The 18407-nt window shown below is 59.4% G+C and carries 16 protein-coding genes; 12 read left to right on the top strand and 4 right to left on the bottom strand.

From position 1 onward, the window contains the following. The first annotated feature begins 88 nt into the window (after nt 1-88). From AKU79_RS19245 to AKU79_RS08425, 3 genes are all read left to right on the top strand, one after another. Nucleotides 89-253, top strand: a complete 165-nt coding sequence (locus AKU79_RS19245) for a hypothetical protein (protein WP_156209598.1) — start codon at nt 89-91, stop codon at nt 251-253. Between the two features lie 77 nt (nt 254-330). Continuing rightward, a complete protein-coding gene (locus AKU79_RS08430) occupies nt 331-954 on the top strand; it encodes a TetR/AcrR family transcriptional regulator (RefSeq protein WP_050523157.1) in 624 nt (207 codons plus the stop codon). A gap of 49 nt (nt 955-1003) precedes the next feature. Continuing rightward, a complete protein-coding gene (locus AKU79_RS08425) occupies nt 1004-2122 on the top strand; it encodes a WD40/YVTN/BNR-like repeat-containing protein (protein WP_050523156.1) in 1119 nt (372 codons plus the stop codon). Nucleotides 2123-2195: 73 nt separating this feature from the next. Here the strand turns inward: AKU79_RS08425 and AKU79_RS08420 are convergent, their stop codons facing one another. Both AKU79_RS08420 and AKU79_RS08415 read right to left on the bottom strand, forming a co-directional pair. After that, entirely contained in the window at nt 2196-3074 is an 879-nt protein-coding gene (locus AKU79_RS08420) for a peptidoglycan DD-metalloendopeptidase family protein (protein WP_050523155.1), read from the bottom strand. Nucleotides 3075-3077: 3 nt separating this feature from the next. Beyond that, nucleotides 3078-3746, bottom strand: coding sequence for a hypothetical protein (locus tag AKU79_RS08415; RefSeq protein WP_050523154.1), 669 nt, complete (start codon nt 3744-3746; stop codon nt 3078-3080). A 118-nt stretch (nt 3747-3864) separates the two neighbouring features. Here AKU79_RS08415 and ilvD point away from each other — a divergent pair, with 118 nt between their 5' ends. The 5 genes from ilvD (at nt 3865) to AKU79_RS08390 (ending at nt 9655) form a co-directional block, all read left to right on the top strand. Then, on the top strand, nt 3865-5598 hold the full coding sequence (gene ilvD, locus AKU79_RS08410) for a dihydroxy-acid dehydratase (RefSeq protein WP_050523153.1): 1734 nt from the start codon (nt 3865-3867) through the stop codon (nt 5596-5598). Continuing rightward, a complete protein-coding gene (locus AKU79_RS08405; protein ID WP_050523152.1) occupies nt 5579-6169 on the top strand; it encodes a hypothetical protein in 591 nt (196 codons plus the stop codon). Before ilvD ends, AKU79_RS08405 begins: the two co-directional genes overlap by 20 nt. A 137-nt stretch (nt 6170-6306) precedes the next feature. Further along, nucleotides 6307-7080, top strand: coding sequence for a DUF6478 family protein (locus AKU79_RS08400; protein ID WP_050523151.1), 774 nt, complete (start codon nt 6307-6309; stop codon nt 7078-7080). A gap of 24 nt (nt 7081-7104) precedes the next feature. Beyond that, on the top strand, nt 7105-7479 hold the full coding sequence (locus AKU79_RS08395; RefSeq protein WP_050523150.1) for a hypothetical protein: 375 nt from the start codon (nt 7105-7107) through the stop codon (nt 7477-7479). 160 nt (nt 7480-7639) lie between these two features. Beyond that, nucleotides 7640-9655, top strand: a complete 2016-nt coding sequence (locus AKU79_RS08390) for an NADPH-dependent 2,4-dienoyl-CoA reductase (RefSeq protein WP_050523149.1) — start codon at nt 7640-7642, stop codon at nt 9653-9655. Between the two features lie 95 nt (nt 9656-9750). Here AKU79_RS08390 and AKU79_RS08385 read toward each other — a convergent pair whose 3' ends face one another. After that, on the bottom strand, nt 9751-9987 hold the full coding sequence (locus AKU79_RS08385; protein ID WP_050523148.1) for an EF-hand domain-containing protein: 237 nt from the start codon (nt 9985-9987) through the stop codon (nt 9751-9753). A gap of 349 nt (nt 9988-10336) precedes the next feature. Here AKU79_RS08385 and AKU79_RS08380 point away from each other — a divergent pair, with 349 nt between their 5' ends. From AKU79_RS08380 to AKU79_RS08365, 4 genes are all read left to right on the top strand, one after another. After that, nucleotides 10337-11242 (top strand): LysR family transcriptional regulator, encoded by a 906-nt coding sequence (locus tag AKU79_RS08380; protein ID WP_050523147.1) that lies wholly within the window; start codon nt 10337-10339, stop codon nt 11240-11242. A gap of 276 nt (nt 11243-11518) precedes the next feature. Then, a complete protein-coding gene (locus tag AKU79_RS08375) occupies nt 11519-12613 on the top strand; it encodes a carboxynorspermidine decarboxylase (protein WP_050523177.1) in 1095 nt (364 codons plus the stop codon). Between the two features lie 12 nt (nt 12614-12625). Further along, nucleotides 12626-13864, top strand: a complete 1239-nt coding sequence (locus tag AKU79_RS08370; RefSeq protein WP_050523146.1) for a saccharopine dehydrogenase family protein — start codon at nt 12626-12628, stop codon at nt 13862-13864. Between the two features lie 94 nt (nt 13865-13958). Next, nucleotides 13959-15095, top strand: coding sequence for a YHYH protein (locus AKU79_RS08365; protein WP_197087256.1), 1137 nt, complete (start codon nt 13959-13961; stop codon nt 15093-15095). A 16-nt stretch (nt 15096-15111) separates the two neighbouring features. On the opposite strand, the gene AKU79_RS08360 is transcribed toward AKU79_RS08365, so the two are convergent. Then, nucleotides 15112-18315 carry a 4Fe-4S dicluster domain-containing protein gene (locus AKU79_RS08360; RefSeq protein WP_050523144.1) on the bottom strand — a complete coding sequence of 1068 codons (3204 nt, stop codon included), beginning with the start codon at nt 18313-18315 and terminating at the stop codon, nt 15112-15114. Nucleotides 18316-18407: the final 92 nt, after the last annotated feature.

The raw sequence follows: 18407 nt of genomic DNA, 5'->3' as shown, positions 1-18407 counted from the left end.
CAGCCAGTTCACTTTGTACTTGATCCGCATCGCGACTCGGCGTATATAAATCAAACTGAACAGTTTAGTTTATATATGGAGACTGAAAATGAAACTGCTTCGTATCGCTGTCACCCTTGGCTTGCTGGCCAACCCCGCCTTTGCGCAAATGCTCGATTTGCCGCGCCTGAACTGGCCCACCGATTCCGCCCCTGTGACACAGGGCTGCGATGACCCAACAAGCCTTGGCACCGCGGTGCAGTGCGGCGGATAGCAACCCGCCCCTTGCCTGTGCCAGAGTGCCGCGTTTATGGTCGGCCTTGCGAGAACGGGCGTAAGGAAAGGCAAAACATGCATGCAGCACCGCAGGCCCGCAAAGGCCGCAAATATGATGACGTGCTGGCCGGTGCGCGCGATGTGTTTTTGACCCAAGGGTTTGAAGGCGCGAATGTCGATGATATTGCCCGCACGGCCGGCGTTTCCAAGGCCACACTGTACAGCTATTTTCCCGACAAACGCTTGATGTTTCAAGAGGTTGTCAAAGCCGAATGCTGCCGACAGATCGATGAGGCCGAAAGCAAGATCCAGCCGCATGTCAAGTTGGAAGCGGCGCTGAAAATCGCGGCTGAGGCCCTGATTGAGATGTTTACGTCAGATTTTTACCTGCGCATGTTCCGCGTGGTCGTGGCCGAAAGCGCACGCTTTCCCGATCTTGGCCGACAGTTCTATGAAACCGGCCCGCTGGTCGGGCGTCAACGCATGGTCAATTATTTGCACGATGCCGAGGCGCGCGGCGAAATCTGCATCGAAGACAAAGAGCTTGCCGCCGATATGTTCGCCGAAGTGTGCCGCGCCGATCTGTTTTTGCAGATGCTGCTGGGGTTGAAATCGAAACCGGCCCAAGCCGAGAAAGACCGCGTTATCAACGGGGCAGTGGCGATGTTTCTGGCGCGGTTTGGCCCCGAAAAAACCTGACACGAATTGCGGATTTGATGGTATTCTGGGCCCAACAAGGGGGGGCATCATGGTGCATAAGGTTCTTGTCGGCACAACCAAAGGGGCGTTCTTGCTGGGCAAAGACGGTCAGGAATGGTCTGTCAACGGCCCGTTTTGTGATGGCTGGCCCATCAACCATTTCGCCAACGATCCTGAAACCGGCACACTCTGGGCGGCGGGTGGCGGCGAGTTTCCGGGTGCAGGTGTGTGGCGGTCGGACGATAACGGCGAAAGCTGGGTGCTGACGCTGCTGGCCAATGGCAAGTTTGACGAGATGTTGGCCAATAGCCCGGAAATGGTAGAATATGTCGGCCACGGCCCTGCGCCGGATGCACCATTCAAGGGCCAGATTGATGCGATTTGGTCGCTGAAATATGTGGGTGGCAGGCTTTACGCCGGCGCCAAGCCCGCAGCGCTCTTTGCCAGCGACGATCGCGGCGACACCTGGGCGCGGGTGCAGGGGCTTTCCGATCACCCTTCGGGCGACAGCTGGCAACCGGGGGGGGCGGGGCTGACGCTGCACACGATTGTCGCGGATCGCGCCGATCCGGCCAAGCTGTGGGTTGGCATTTCCGCCGCCGGGGTTTTCGCAACCGCAGATGGCGGCAAAACATGGGACCGCCGCAACCGCAAATCCAACGCCGAGACCGCGGATCATGGGCAATGCGGGCATGAGGTCGGGCATTGCGTGCACAACATGGTGCAAGCCGCCGGCGCGGGCGAGGTGCTGTATCAGCAAAACCACCACGGCACCTATCGCAGCCCCGATGGCGGGCGGTCATGGCATGACATCACCAAAGGCTTGCCATCGAATTTCGGCTTTCCCATCGCCGCACATCCCACCGACCCGAACACGCTTTGGGTGCTGCCGTTGAACGGCGATAGCATCGGCCGCTTTCCCCCCGGTGCCTCGGCGGCGGTTTATAAATCCACCGATGGCGGCGAGACTTGGGCGGCGAAAACCCAAGGCCTGCCGACCAAAAACTGCTATTTCACCGTACTGCGTCAGGCCATGGCAACCGATGCCACAGGTGTTTATTTTGGCACCAATTCGGGTTCGGTCTTTGCCAGCGCGGATGAGGGCGAAACATGGAATGAAATCGCCCGCCACTTGCCGACGGTCTTATGTGTTGAGATGCAGGACTAGCACTGCCCTGCTATTTCATCTTGGCCCAAATACCTAAATCCCGTCCTTTGCCCCATGGCCAAGCCGCAGGATATCAGACCGCAAACCGCGCCGGATCTATCCGCAAAATCAGGTTCGGGTCCGGGCAGATTTGCGACCAGACATCCCACAAACCCGCGTGGCCTACGCCAAAGAAATTGCCCTGCACTTGTTCCAGCATAGAGGTCATGATCTGGAAATGCAGATGCGGCGCCCAGCCGCCGTTTTCATGCCAGTCGCCCAGATGCGCAATGATCTGGCCCGGCGTAACGGCATCACCAACCGCCAAAAGCGTGGGCAGGCTGGCGCCCAGATGGCCGTACAGCGTGAAAAACGGCACGGGGCCGTCATGTTCCAAAATCAGGGTATGGCCGTAATCCAACGGGTCAGAGTTATAGGTCAGATACCGCACTTTGCCTGCAAAGGGCGCGTGGACGGGGGTGCCTGCGGGGGCAAAGACATCGACGCCCAGATGCACTGTCCGGCGCTCGTCACTGGCTTGGTCGGCGAATTGGGCACTGGCATAGCAGGTGCGGTTTTCGCCATATAGGCCAAGGCCATACGGCACATCTTGGGCCGCGAACCACGCATCAAACGCACGGTCGGAAAACACGGGCATATCGGGGCGCTGGCCGTCGGTCGGCAGCGAAATGCTGGGACCTGCGTTGATCTCGGGCAAAAACACCGGCGCGGGGTTTGCGGTTTTCAAATACTCCGTGATGCGCCCTGCCCCTGCCACGGCTTCGTCGCCCGCGCCGGCCCGTAAGATCGCGCGCAACAGGCCTTGGTCAACCGAGGCAAGCCGTGCCGCAACTGCGCTATCGCAAGCGGCAAGGAGTTTGCCCAGTTCCAACGGCCCCTCGGCCGCCAAAAGGGCGGAATACAGGTCGGGCTGGCCCGACAGTCGGGCGGCAATTTTGGGGTAGTCAGGCATAGGTTAATCCTTGGCTTTGGCCCAGCGGGCCGGAATTGCAGGGTAAGCCACGCCCCGGAATGCCGGAAAATCGGCATAGCGGGCGCGGCGGGTGGGCAAATTCTCGACCGGTTCGGCACTGGCGGCAAGCAATTTGCCCCGTGGCGCAACATAGGACGAGATCACCCTATCCGGATCTTCACGCCATGTCAGGTTGAACGCGGCATTGGTGGGGAAAAACCACATCTCGTGATACGGCAGGTGGTCATGCACCCACCACGCCAGATCGCGCCAGTCGCGGCCTTGATTATACTGATCGGCAAACCACGGCACGACGACCGAGACACAAGCCCCCATCCGGCCAGCCGCATCGCGCCTGTCCCAGATATGGCCTGCAAAATTCGCCTCGTTGCGCGCGCATTTCAGATTGTGGTCATTGCCGAACTTGTTGATGCTTGGGCTGCGATAGGCCGAGCGCACCGCCACAGGGCCAAAAGTTTCGACCAGCGGGTCCAGCAATTCCACGCAAAAGGCGCGGCCGGCGGCCAGAAACAGGTCTGTATCATCGGGCAGGTTGGGCATGGCGTGAAAACTGCCAATCTCGGAATACAGGAAGTCGCGTGCGAAGAAATGTCGCGACAGGCGGGTCTTGCCCAGCTTTTCCAGTAGATCCAGCGAAGTGATGCGGCGCATAATACCTCTTTCCGTGGTTAAACCCTATGCGCAGGCGCAATGCCATGCAATCTGTGTCTTGCCCCTTAGGCACAGCCGCTTTATCCCTTTGCGCAAGCGATTTTCCGGAGGACCAGCCATGACCAACCAGCGTTTCGACAAATCCAAGCTTCCATCCCGCCATGTGACCGAAGGCCCGTCGCGCGCGCCGCACCGGTCATATTTCTATTCGATGGGGATTTCCGAGGAAGAGATTCACCAGCCGTGGGTTGGTGTCGCGACCTGCTGGAACGAGGCTGCACCTTGTAACATCTCGCTGAACCGTCAGGCGCAATCGGTTAAGGGTGGCGTGAAAAAGGGTGGCGGTACACCGCGCGAATTTACCACGATCACCGTGACCGACGGTATCGCGATGGGCCATGAAGGTATGCGCAGCAGCTTGGCATCCCGCGAGGCGATTGCCGACACGGTGGAATTGACCATGCGCGGCCATTGCTATGACGCGATTGTCGGCCTTGCCGGTTGCGACAAATCCTTGCCCGGTATGATGATGGCGATGGTGCGTTTGAACACGCCTTCGGTGTTCATCTATGGCGGTTCTATCTTGCCGGGCCGTTTGAACGGCAAAGACGTGACGGTGCAGGATGTGTTCGAGGCCGTGGGCCAGCACCAAGCCGGCAACATGTCAGACGCCGAGCTGGAAATTCTGGAACGTATCGCCTGCCCATCGGCCGGTGCCTGCGGTGGCCAGTTTACCGCCAACACCATGGCCTGCGTATCCGAGGCGATTGGCCTTGCGCTGATGAACTCATCCGGTGCCCCTGCCCCGTATGAGAGCCGCGATATGTATGGCGAGGCATCCGGCGTGGCCGTGATGAACCTGATTGAGAAAAACATCCGCGCGCGCGATATCGTGACGCGCAAGTCGCTGGAAAACGCGGCGCGGGTTGTGGCCTGCACCGGTGGTTCGACCAACGCAGGCCTGCACCTGCCTGCGATTGCGCATGAGGCGGGGATTGATTTCGATCTGTTCGACGTTTGCGAGATTTTCCGCGACACGCCATATTTCGTCGATCTGAAGCCCGGTGGCCAATATGTCGCCAAAGACCTTTATGAGGCTGGCGGCGTACCGGTTGTGATGAAGGAACTGCGCAAGGCGGGCCTGATGCACGAAGACTGCATCACCGCCAGCGGCCGTTCGATGGGCGAAGAGCTGGACCGTATTCAAGGCATGGCGGATGGCCGCGTTATCCACCCCGTCGCAACCCCGCTGACCAAAACCGGTGGTGTTGTTGGCCTGAAGGGCAACCTTGCCCCCGAAGGTGCGATCGTGAAAGTTGCTGGCATGAGCCAGGATCAGCAGGTCTTTACCGGCCCTGCCCGCGTGTTTGAATGCGAAGAAGAGGCGTTCGAGGCCGTAAAAGCCCGCCAGTACAAAGAAGGCGAAGTGATCGTTATCCGCAACGAAGGCCCCGCAGGCGGCCCCGGCATGCGCGAAATGCTGTCCACAACTGCTGCGCTTTCGGGCCAAGGCATGGGCAAGAAAGTGGCGCTGATCACGGATGGCCGATTCTCGGGGGCGACCCGCGGGTTCTGCGTGGGCCATGTCGGGCCAGAGGCGGCGCATGGTGGCCCGATTGCCTTGCTGCAAAACGGCGACATGATCACGTTGAACGCGATCACCGGCGAATTGTCGGTTGCCCTGACCGATGAGGAACTGGCGACGCGCAAAGCCAATTGGAAAGGCCCGCGCCAGACCGAATATAACAGCGGTGCATTGTGGAAATATGCGCGGCTTGTCGGTGGTGCGCGGCTGGGGGCGGTGACCCATCCCGGCGCGAAAGATGAGCGCCATGTCTACATGGATCAGTAAAGCTGTCCTGTTTTCGCTGTTGCTGTCGGGCTGTGTTATGCCCGATGGCACCGGCGGGACGCAGGCCTCAAATGGCGGGGCCGAGCGGCAGGTTCTTTTATTTGCCGATATCAATCTGGCAGGACCGGCGGGCTATTGCCCGCTGCCGGATACCCAGAGATTACTGGATGACGCAAGCTTTGTGGCCTTTGCCCCCTGCAATGGCAAGCTTGGCGCGGTTTTGGCGGCAACGGTCGGAAGCGACGGCAGTGCGGCGGGGATTGCCCTGAAAAGCAGCACTTTAGAGCCTTATTTCAACACCGAGGAAGGCAAGGCGGCATTGCGTGGCGAAGGTAGCCGCGACGGTATCAGCGTGCATGAGGTGTCGGATTACAAGGAAGCTGTGGTGTTGCGGCTGACGCGTGTGGCACAAAACAAGCAAAGCGATTCCTGGCGGGCCTTGATGCAGATTAACGGGCGGCTGGTGACGCTGAGCGTGCGGCCCCGGCAGGGTATGACGATGTCAACCGCGACTGGAAACCGTATGGTCAGCCGTTTTGTTGATGCGATGCGCAAAGCCAACGGGCAGTAGGGACTGCCTTTCGCCAGATTTGCAGGCGTAATCAGCGAAAATCAGGGTGGAATCTTAACAATTATGCGTAAATAAGGGAAATGTTTCCACAGGGTCAACAATGTGCGCATCCTGGAACCAAGGTATAGACGCGGCGAATGGCAAAACATGGCGACCGGCTGATTGACAGGATTGTGCATCGCAACGTGATGCGGCGCTGGCGCAGGCTTGCGGATTCTGCAGCGGGCCTTGATTTGGCAAGCTTGCGGCGCTTTCGCACGCAGGCCTTGGCATTGCGCCGTAATCTGGACCGGTTGATACATGTGGCCGAGCATCGGCTGGCCTTGCCGGTTATCGGATCGAACGCCATCCGCAAGCCGATGGGCAGCGATTGGGCCTGGCGGCCAATGCTGTGGAATGGGCCGATTGCGGTGTCGGGGCAGTCTTCGGTGCAAAACAAGGCGATGATTTGTGACGGAACGACGGTGTTCCATGATTGCCGCCATAGCGAGCTGACCGTGCGCCAGGTGCGCAATACCCGCGAGACCGATTTGGCGCCGTTTGGTTTGCGCATGGATGTGTTTCGTTTTGACGGGTCGTTTCTGTCGCTGGTGCTGGAACTGCCGGATGCAGCGGTTGACGGACTTCGTTTGACGCATTTGATCCAGCTGGATGCCATTGTCGAAATGGAAACCCCGCTAGAGATTTTCGCGCGGTTGAACATCAAGCATGGTCCGAACGTCGAGCAAGTCGTGCGCGAGTTGCCGTTGACCGAGGATGAGGTGAAGGTGGAGTTTGACCTTGCCTATACCAAGCTGAACGAAAAGCGGGCCGAGCGGATTTGGATTGATCTGATCTTTGAAGGTCCCGAGATGAACCAGATCATTATGCGGGATCTGACGCTCTCGCGCAGGCCGAGGGCCGAGCTGTGATTTGGGCCAGAGGGGAGTGACAGGATGACTGAGGCCAAGCTGGTAAAAACGCGGCTGCGCGCGGGTGTTTGGGAAGGGGTGTTGAGCAATGCCGACAGCCAGCCCGCGCTTGTTGTGCTGCATTTGGGTCAGGCGATTGCGGGTATTTCTGTGACCGCCATCCCCGAGCAGCCCGGGAATTGGGCGGTGCGGGTACCAGTTCCGGCCAAAGTGTTGTCGGACGGGGTGCAGACGTTTTTGATTTGCGAGCAAGACTCGGGTGTGCAGTTGGGGCAGTTCACCATCATCACCGGTGTGGCGATGGAGGATGATATTCGGGCCGAGCTGGATTTGCTGCGGGCCGAGTTGGATATGTTGAAACGCGCGTTTCGGCGGCATTGTTTGGAAACGATGGGCTGACGGATGCGGGGGCGCTGCCCCCCTGCGCCTTATGGCGCATTCCCCCCGGGATATTTTTACCGAAAAGAAAGCAGCGCTGGGGTGCAGGCTGTGACGCCGCGTTGGGCGTGACAGGCTTGTTGCTGTCGGGCATGGTTTGGGCAAAGCTTTGGAGGCCTGTATGACGCATTACCCACATTTGATGGAACCGCTTGATCTGGGGTTTGTGACCTTGCCCAACCGGGTGTTGATGGGGTCGATGCATACGGGGCTTGAAGAAACCGGTGATTGGGCGCGGGTGGCAGAATTTTATGCCACGCGGGCGCGGGGTGGTGTGGCGCTGATTGTCACGGGGGGCATGGCGCCCAATGCCGAAGGCGGGGTATTTCCGGGGGCGGCAGGTTTGTATTCGGCCCGTGATATTGCGAACCACCGGCGGGTGACGGATGCGGTGCATGCCGCAGGCGGGCGTATTGCGATGCAGATTTTGCATGCGGGGCGCTATGCCTATAGCAAGGATTGCGTTTCGGCCAGTGCGGTGAAGTCGCCTATCTCGCCTTTTGTGCCGCGCGAACTGGATGCGGCGGGGATTGAGGCGCAGATCGCCGATATTGTTACGGCCGCGGTGCGGGCGCGTGAGGCGGGCTATGACGGCGTCGAGATCATGGGGTCGGAGGGTTATTTTCTGAACCAGTTTCTGGCCCGTCATGTGAACAAACGTACCGACCAATGGGGCGGCGACTATGCCAACCGGATGCGCCTGCCGGTTGAGGTGGTGCGGCGTGTGCGTGAGGCTGTGGGCGCCGATTTCATTTTGATTTACCGGATCAGCCTGATTGATCTGGTGCCGGACGGGTCCAGTTGGGATGAGGTCGTGCTGTTGGCCAAGGCGATTGAGGCGGCGGGGGCGACGCTGCTGAACACGGGCATTGGCTGGCATGAGGCGCGGGTGCCGACGATTGCGACATCGGTGCCGCGGGCGGCGTTTGCTTGGTTAACTGCGCGGTTGCGGCCCGAGGTTTCCATTCCCGTCATCACGTCAAACCGGATCAACACGCCTGATGTGGCTGAGGGGATTTTGGCGGGCGGCCAAGCGGATATGGTTTCGATGGCGCGGCCTTTCCTTGCCGATCCTGACTTTGTGGCCAAGGCGGCAGCGGGGCGGGCGGCGGAAATCGCGCCTTGTATCGCCTGCAATCAGGCCTGTTTGGACCATACGTTCAGCGGCAAGTTGACCTCTTGCCTTGTCAACCCGCGCGCCTGTGCGGAAACCGAGTTGGTTTACACGCCGACCTCTGCGCCCAAGCGGGTGGCGGTTGTGGGCGCGGGGGCTGCGGGCATGATGTGTGCGATTGTGGCGGCGCAGCGCGGGCATCGGGTGGATTTGTTCGAGGCCTCGGCAGAGGTGGGTGGTTTGTTGAACCTTGCCAAAGCGGTGCCCGGGAAGGAAGAGTTTCGCGGGCTTGTCGATTGGTTTGGCGTGATGCTGTCGAATGCGGGGGTGCAGTTGCATTTGAACCATCGCGCGACTGCGCAGGATTTGGCGGGTTATGACGAGGTTGTCGTGGCCACCGGCGTTTTGCCGCGTGATGCGGGGATTGCGGGTCAGGACGCGGCCAATGTGTTGGGATATGAGGCGGTGCTGAAAGGCGCAGCCGTGGGTAAGCGCGTGGCCGTGGTGGGTGCCGGTGGTATCGGCTTTGATGTCGCCGAATATCTGGTGCATGCGGGCAAAAGCCCGACCGAAGACCTTGATCTGTGGCGGCGCGAATGGGGCGTGGGCGACCCTGCCGATGTGGCCGGAGGGTTGGCCGCCAACGGGCCGCAGCCGGAGGCCCCTGCCCGCCACGTGGTGCTGTTGCAACGCAAAGCAGAAAAACCCGGACGGCGTTTGGGGAAAACAACTGGTTGGATTCATCGCGCGGCCTTGCAGATGAAACGGGTGCAAATGCGCGGCGGGGTTTCCTATGACGCTGTAGTGCCAGAGGGTTTGCAGATCAGCACCAGTGAGGGGCCAGAGCTGCTGGCCGTCGATACGGTGGTGATGTGTGCGGGTCAGGTGCCCAATCGCGGGCTGGCCGATGCGCTGGAGGCTGCAGGGATAACACCGCATGTGATTGGCGGCGCCGATGTGGCGGCCGAGCTGGATGCAAAGCGCGCCATTGATCAAGGGGCACGGTTGGGCGCGGCGCTGTAACGCGGGCTTTCAGGCCAAAACGCCAAACGGAGTGCAGGCTTTGCAAGGATGCTGCAAAGCCTGCACCCGGGGGGCAGGGAAGCATGTGTGCAGGGTTACTGCGTCAACAAATTGGCCCCCATCGCGGCCTCATATTCTGCGGCGTCAATCTGGCCATCGGCCGAGGTATCCATCGCTGCAAAGGTTTCTTCGCTCAGGTTCGGATAAACGGCCTTCATCTCGTCCATCGACCAGGTGCCGTTGCCATCCACATCTTGCGGGGCCTCTTGGGCGATGGCGGACATGGTTACAAGACCAGCGGCAAAGCCAAAAGCAATCATCATACGGGTCATGTCGTTTCCTTTCCGGTTTAACGCAGCGGCATCATGTCGCCGCGTATCCCAATGGTTAGGCCGGTTCGGAACGCCATTCCACAACCACTGTTGATAGGCGGATTATCCCGACAGATTGCCGCCGAACGGGCAGGAATTGCGGAACATCTTTCCGCCAAACACCCGATTTGGGGCCTTTTTCCGCCGCCCCGAAAGGGTGGAATCTGCGCCTTTCTGCCGAGGGGTGTTTGTTTCCCTGCCCTCAACGATCCTTGCAATTACCTCGGACTGGTCGCGCCAGCGCCCCTATCTTGCCCGATTCTGGGAACAAAACGGGCTATCGACCTGCACTTATCGTATGGGGAAAACAATGGATCGACTAACCGAAATGGAAGCCTTTGCCACCGTGGTGGATCAAGGGGGCTTTACGGATGCGGCCAAAAAGATGGGGATTTCGAAATCTGCCGTTTCGAAGCATGTCTCTGCTCTTGAGGCCCGGCTGGGTGCGCGGCTGCTGAATCGCACCACGCGCCGCGTTAGTCCGACCGAAATTGGGCTTGCCTATTACGACCGTGCGCGTCGTGTGCTGAATGATGCGGGCGAGGCAGATGCGCTGGTAACCTCGATGCAATCAGCGCCTTCGGGTCTGCTGCGGATTTCCGTGGCGACCGATTTTGGCGTGAACCTGTTGTCACCAATTTTGGGGGATTTTCTGCTCGAATATCCCGATATTACGGTCAACATGGTGCTGAACAACCGTTATGTCGAGCTGATCTCCGAAGGCTTTGACATGGCGGTTCGCATCGGGGATCTGGAAGACAGCAGCCTGCGCGCCCGCAAGCTGACAGAAACCACCAAGCGGATGGTCGCCTCGCCCAACTATTTCCAGAAATACGGTCGGCCTATGAAAATCGACGACCTGAACGAACACAAGCTGTTGCATTATTCAAACCAGGCCAATGGCAACATGTGGAAAATTCCGTCACCAACGGGTGAGAAACGTCAGGTGCGTACGGCCGGCTGGCTGACAGTGAATGACGGGCAATCCTTGCTGAACGCGGCAATCTCGGGCCTTGGCATCGCGTATTTGCCATCGTTCCTTTATGCTGATGCGCTGAAAAATGGTCAGGTCGAAGAGGCTATTCCCGGCCTGCCGGTTGAAACGCTGGGCGTGTATGCCGTCTATCCGCCGGGTCGCTTTACCCAGCCCAAGGTGCGCGCCTTTATCGACTTTCTGGCGCGCCGCTATGCCGATAAGGGGCCGGATATCTGGTAAGCCTTTTGCGAAATCTGTTTGGGTCGGGGTCACAATGGCCCCGGCCTTTTTCTTTTGGCCAAGGCCTTTTCCCATTATCGGAACGCCGACTGCGGCACGCAGGCGGCCCGGCCCAACCTTGAGGCGACGCGCCAGCGTCAACGAATGGCGGGAGCGGCCCCCTTTCGCAGCCTTTCTTGGCGTCAAATTGCTGCGCCTATGGCTTGCATCAAAGGCTTGACTGCCCTATCACCCCCCCCTTGCCATTATCGGGGTGACCGATGCTTGGGGGATGCCATGATACCGACGCCGTACTACCTTATCGACAAAACCAAACTTGCCGCAAACATGGCCAAGATCGACCGTTTGCGCGATCTTTCGGGTGCGAAATGCTTGCTGGCTTTAAAGTGTTTTGCCACTTGGCCCGCGTTTGACGCCATGCGCGATCATATGGATGGCACCACATCCAGCAGCCTTTATGAGCTGCGCTTGGGGCGCCAGAAATTCGGCAAGGAAACCCATGCCTATTCGGTTGCCTGGGCCGATGATGAGGTGGGTGAGGCCGTTGGCTATGCTGACAAGATCATCTTCAATTCGATCAGCCAGCTTACGCGCTTTGCCGATAAAACCACGGGCATTGCGCGGGGGTTGCGGTTGAACCCGCAGTTTTCGACGTCGCATTTCGATCTGGCTGATCCAGCCCGCCCGTTCAGCCGATTGGGCGAATGGGATCTGGCCAAGCTGAATGCCGTGGTTGACCAGATTTCAGGCGTGATGATTCATTATAATTGCGAGAACGGCGATTTCGATCTGTTCGACCAGCAGCTTTCGCGCATCGAATCCGAATTTGGCGCCTTTCTGGAACAGTTGGATTGGGTCAGCCTTGGCGGCGGTATTCACTTTACTGGTGAGGGCTATCCGATTGAGGCGTTGGCCGCACGGTTGCGGGCCTTTGCCGATCGCTTTGGTGTGCAGGTTTACCTTGAACCGGGCGAGGCCGCGATCACCAACACGGCAAGCCTGGAGGTGACGGTGTTGGACATTCTGAACAACGGCAAGGATTTGGCCATCGTCGATGCTTCGGTCGAGGCGCATATGCTCGATTTGCTGATCTACCGCGAAACCGCTAAGATGGATGTGTCGGGCGACCACCCGTTCATGGTTTGCGGCAAGTCCTGCCTTGCGGGGGATGTGTTTGGCGAATTCAGTTTCGCCGCGCCGTTGCAAATTGGCGACCGGCTTAGCCTTGCCGATGCGGCCGGTTACACAATGGTTAAAAAGAACTGGTTTAACGGCGTGAAGATGCCGTCGATTGTGCTGCGCGAGTTGGACGGAACGCTGACCGTCGCACGCACATTTACCTATGGCGATTTTGAAGGCAATTTGGGCTGAAGGAGGCGGGCTATGAAACGCAATGTTTTGATCATCGGCGCGGGCGGTGTGGCGCAGGTTGTGGCGCATAAATGCGCGCAGAATAACGATGTTTTAGGTGATTTGCATATTGCCAGCCGAACCGTTGCCAAATGCGACGAGATTGTAGAATCCGTTCGCGCCAAAGCCGCTATGAAGGTGCCGGGCGCGTTTCACACCTATACGTTGGACGCGATGGATGTGGATGCGGTAAGAACGCTGATCGCACAGACCGGCACGCAGATTGTCATCAATGTTGGGTCGCCCTTCGTCAACATGACGGTGATGGATGCCTGTATCGCCACAGGTGCCGCCTATATCGACACGGCCATCCATGAGGATCCGGGCAAGATTTGCGAAACGCCGCCTTGGTATGGCAATTATGAATGGAAAAAGCGTGACGCCTGCAAAGCCGCCGGTGTAACCGCGATTTTGGGCGCCGGGTTTGATCCGGGCGTGGTAAACGCCTTTGCGCGTTATGCCGTGGATGCGTGCATGGATGAGGTGACCAGCATTGATATCGTCGATATCAACGCGGGCGATCATGGCAAGTATTTCAGCACCAACTTTGACCCCGAGATCAACTTCCGCGAATTTACCGGCACGGTTTATAGCTGGCAAAGCGGCGCGTGGCAGGAAAACGCGATGTTCGAGGTGGGGCGCGAGGATGACCTGCCTGTCGTCGGCAAGCAGAAATCCTATATGTCCGGCCATGATGAGGTGCATTCGCTGGCCAACCGCTACCCCCATGCCGATGTGCGGTTCTGGATGGGGTTTGGCGACCATTACATCAATGTTTTCACTGTGCTGAAAAACCTTGGCCTGCTTTCGGAACAACCTGTCACCACTGCCGAGGGGCTAGAGGTTGTGCCGCTGAAACTGGTCAAAGCTGTGCTGCCCGACCCAAGCAGCCTTGCGCCGAATTACACCGGCAAAACCTGCATTGGTGATTTTGTCAAAGGCACCAAAGACGGCCAACCGGTTGAGGTGTTTATATACAACGTCGCCGACCACAAGGACGCCTATAACGAGGTGGGAAGCCAAGGCATTTCCTATACTGCCGGCGTGCCGCCTGTGGCCGCTGCGATGCTGATCGCAGATGGTGTTTGGGATGTGGGCCATATGGCCAATGTTGAAGATATGGACCCAAAGCCGTTTCTGGCTTTGTTGGCCCGTCTGGGCCTGCCGACGCGGATCAAAGATGCGGCCGGCGACCGCGCGTTGGACCTTTGACCGACGGATAGAACAGCCGCAAACGTATAACCATAAAAGCAGCGGCCCTGTTTGGCCGCTGTTTTTGTTTTTCACTGCCCGAAGGACCTTTTTGATGCCACTTTTCACCTGCCGACTGATGCTGACCGGGGCAATCTGTGCACCTATTCTGGCACCCGCCATGGCACTCGCGCACACAGACCTGACGATATTCAACCAAAGCGCCTTTAACGGGCATCCGGTTGTGATCAATTGCACGCTAGAGGATGGCACCAATACGGAATGCTATGAATTTACAGTCGATTACATGCCCAAAGGGCTGAAGATCGGGCCATTTTGCCCTGCGACCGTGAATGACAAAGGCGGGATCTGGAACTGGACGGGCGAGAATGGCAAGCTCTACCGCGTTGATGGTGATTTTCTGCGGATGCTTGACGGGCTTGGCTATCGGTTCTTTGACGACGATGGCACGGTGCATACGGTCGATAATGCGACCCAAAGGCCAGCGGTTGACCATGCCTGTATCAATGTCTCGGTGGATGAAAGCGTAAAGATCACGATGCGCCTGCCGGTTACACCGGTTATGGCGATAACCCCGACCAAGCTGGGTGTGGTGGGCAAGGTGGGCGTGGCGCTGGACGGGGTGCCGATTTTTTCAGACGCGCCGAGCATCCAGCAAACCGGCCATATGCCCGCGCTTGATACCTGCGGCGGGCATGTAGACCCCGGCGGTTGGTACCATTGGCACGCAACCGCGACCGATATCGACACGGTTTTTGCGACCGAGCATGTAGATGCCGGTTGTGCACTGGCCCAAAACAGCGGCGGGCAGTTTGGCTATGCCTTTGACGGGTTTCCGATGTTTGGCAGCACCGAGCCTGATGGCACCGCCCCGACCGAGCTGGACGCCTGCTACGGCCATGTTGGCGAAACGGCCTTGGGGCGGACCTATCATTACCATGCGTCTACGGATTTCCCGAACCTGCCGCCCTGTCTGGTTGGCGTGCAGGCGCAAGGTAACTTTACCACCACAGCCGCGGCGGGCATCGGGGCCAAGCGCGCAGGCCAAGCGGGCGGTTTGCCACCCGGTTTTGACGAGGCCGCAAAAAAGCTGGGCATCACGATCGAAGAGCTATCGCAAGCCTTGGGCACCCCACAAGGCGGCCCCCCCGATCTGGCCGCCGCTGCGGCAAAACTGGGCAAGACTGAAGCCGAGCTGAAAGCCATCTTGCCAGCCCCACCCGGCCAGTAAATCGCTGTGCTGCGGGCTAAAGATCAACCCGCAGCACGCCCCCCGCCGTTTTGGCGCGTGAACAGCACAGAATTACCCGCGTTTCACGCTCGGCGGCAGACAGCACGTAATCGCGATGCTCGATTTCCTCACCAGCGGGGTGGGCAACGGCACAGACGCCGCAGATACCGTCGGAACATTTTGTCGTGACGGGGATGCCCGCCTCGGCCAGCACATCGGTTGCGGATTTATCGGCGGGGATGTGCAGGGATTTGCCTGATTTGGTCAGTTCCAGCGTGAAATCATGGTTCACCCAATCAGGCGGTTCGGGCACGGTGAAATATTCGCGCAGCAAGGCGCTTTCTGGCCAGCCTTTGGCGGTGGCGGCGGCGAAAACCGCGTCCATATAGCGGTTTGACCCGCAGGTATACAGCCGGAACCCGTCGCGATAGGCGGGGATAATCGCCGCCAAATCGGCGCGTTGGCCGCCTTTGGACAGGTGTAAATGCGTGCGATTGCCCCAAGGTTGCGCCGAGAGTTCATCCGCAAATCCGGCGGCCTGTTGATCGGCAGCGGAATAGTGGAGCGCGAAGTCGCGGTTCAGGGTATGCAGGCGGTGGGCCATGGTGATCATCGGTGTCACACCGATGCCGCCAGCCATCAGCAGGCTGAAGGGTGCTGTTTCATCCAGCGGGAAATGGTTGCGCGGCGGGCTGATGAACAGCCGCCGCCCCTGCCGGAAGATGCGGTGCATGAGGGCCGAGCCGCCCCGCCCGTTCGGGTCACGCAGCAGGCCCAGCACATATTTGCTGCGGTCTGTGGGGTCGCCTGCCAGCGAATATTGCCGCTGATATTCAGGGGCAATCACCACATCAATATGCGCGCCTGCGGCAAATGCGGGCAGGTCAGAGCCATCGGCGCGGCGCAGCTCAAACCGTGCGACATCGGGGCCGAGGTCATCGCGTTTGGTGATGATGACGGGGAATACCGGCGGCTCGGTCAGCGCTTGGGGTGCTGGCGCAAGACCGTCGGTTTCGCCGCACGCCAGCCGCGCCTTATACTCCTCCGGCAGCAGCAGCTCGCGGTAGCGTTTGATGCCCTCTTCGCGGTTCAAGGGTTGGATAACCGGATAGGGCTGCGGCATCACATCGGCGGGGTAAACCGCAAGGGTTTGGTCTTTGTATTGCAGGTCAATCTCGGGGCTCAGTTCGCGCGTGTTGGTGGCAGCGGCGCGGATATAGCGGGCGGATTTCGGGTCCAGCTCAATATCCCACCACCATTTTTTCACGGGGTTGATGCGGCCACGGCCCAGTTTATCATCCAGCGCCGCCAGCGCCTTGGCCGTTTGCGGCGCCTTCATCGCGACCCAGCGAAAGGCGCTTTCAGAAAACAGGCCTTCAAGGTTCCACGGGCAGGTTTTCATACAGCGGCCGCACATGCCGCCCGCGCTATTGGTCAACCGGTAGCGCGTGCATTTTTCGGCGTCGGATTTCCAGATTTCATAGCCGTTATACATCAACTTGGGGCCAGCGGTGATCGCGCCTGACGGGCATTCACGTGCGCATTTGTTGCAGGAATTGCAGAATGTTTGCAGGCCAAAGTCGATGGGCAAGTCGTGATCCATCGGCATTGTCGTCGTTACCGTGCCCGATTTCAGGCGCGGACCAAGGTAGGGGTTCAGGATCACCTCGCCAATGCGCGACACCTCGCCAAGCCCCGACAGCAGCAACAAAGGCGGCTGCAGCACCTCGCCATCAATCACCGAATGCACGCGGGCGTCATAGCCCATGCGGCGGATTTGTTCACCGACCACACCGCCGAGCAGCGAAAACCGCAGATAGGCGCGCATGGACTGGGCGACCGAAATCCAGTCATCGCCAGACGCGCCCTCCATCGTGTCATAGCCTTGGTCAAGCAGCAGATTCACTGCATGGGGGTGGCGGGCGTCGATCACATCGCCGTTGGACCCGTGTGAATACCAAGCCCATTGCGGCACACGGCACAGGCCCACAGCATCGGCCGACAGGTAATAGCTGGCGGCTTTCAGGTTTTGGGCATTGCGCCGGGGGTTGGTGCTGCGCGGCGACGGGGCCACACGGGCATCGCCGAATTGCAACAACAACAGCGCCCCCAGCGCACGGCGGGCGCAGGCGCCGATGGGGCTTTTGACAACGTAATAGCCGCCCTTGGCCACCTCTTGCACCGATTTCCCCATATCGCCAAACAGCGCGCGGGCAAAAAATTCAGCCCGTTTTGGGAAACGCGGGATGCGGGGTTCATCCATAAAGGTGGTTGGTTTTTCAACGCGTTTCAGGGTTTCAAACGGGTATGGGCCAAGGTGGAACGGCCGCTTGGCAAAGGGTTGGGCGGTGGCGGCAGAACGGGGCGTGTGGCGGCCCATCTGCCAATCAGGGCCGTGGCTGTGCCAGCCGTTGCGCCCCGCATCGGGGCCAAGCGGTTCGTCCGGCACCAGCGCCATCGTCGTTGTCACCGCCGCCAACGCAAAGCGTTTGTCCACATAAGGCGCGGTGCCTGTGGCATCGACCAGCCCTGCGCTGGCCGCCAAGCGCAGCAAATCCACATCGGATGTACTGGCCGAATGGGCCCGCGCCTCATGCCCCAACAGGCGCAGATAGCTGGAAATCACCACGGCGGTATTATTGGCCAAAAGGGCCGCGCGATGCGCCTGCGACCCGTGCAGCCAATCTGTGCCGGGTTCATCTGTGGCGGGGTCGCGGGTGTATTCGACCAGAAAGACAAGCGCATGGCTGTGGTGCGGCACAGGGCCGTGGGTCAGGCGCGCGGCATCCAGCACATCGGCATAAATCTGGTCAATCCCTGCGGCATGGGTGGCGGGTTGACCCTGTTCCAGTTCCAGCCGCAGCGCATCAATATCGGGGTTGCGGTGTGGCGCGGCAAGGTGGTGATCGGGGCGCAAGGCGGCGATGCCCACCATCGAGGCATCGAAATAGTAGCTGGCGGCCTTGAGGTGTTCGGTCCGTGCCTCGGCGCTGGCGGGGATTTCGGCAGGGCCATGCGACAAGGCACCATCGCGCACGGTATCAAACATACCCATAAACCGCGCCATGGCATTGGTCAGGTTTTCGGGGTCGGGGTGCTGAAAGATCAAAGGCTGCGGCGTGGGCAGCCCTGTCAGATCAACCGAGGTTTGGCGTGCAAGCCTTTCAAGCGGAAACGGCCCGAGGTGGACAGGCCGATCTTTGATCGAAAACACGCGCATAGTTGGTCCTTGCAAGTTGGCTTGGCGCGAGGGTTGTTGAGAGCCGTTGCAATGTCAATTGCCGCAGGCCGCGTTTTTCGTAAAGATGGGAA

It is taken from the genome of Pseudorhodobacter wandonensis (assembly GCF_001202035.1).
GTDB classification, from domain to species: Bacteria; Pseudomonadota; Alphaproteobacteria; order Rhodobacterales; family Rhodobacteraceae; genus Pseudorhodobacter; species Pseudorhodobacter wandonensis.
The sequence above is the reverse complement of the archived record's forward strand: the minus strand, read 5'-3'. Positions and strand labels throughout refer to the sequence as shown.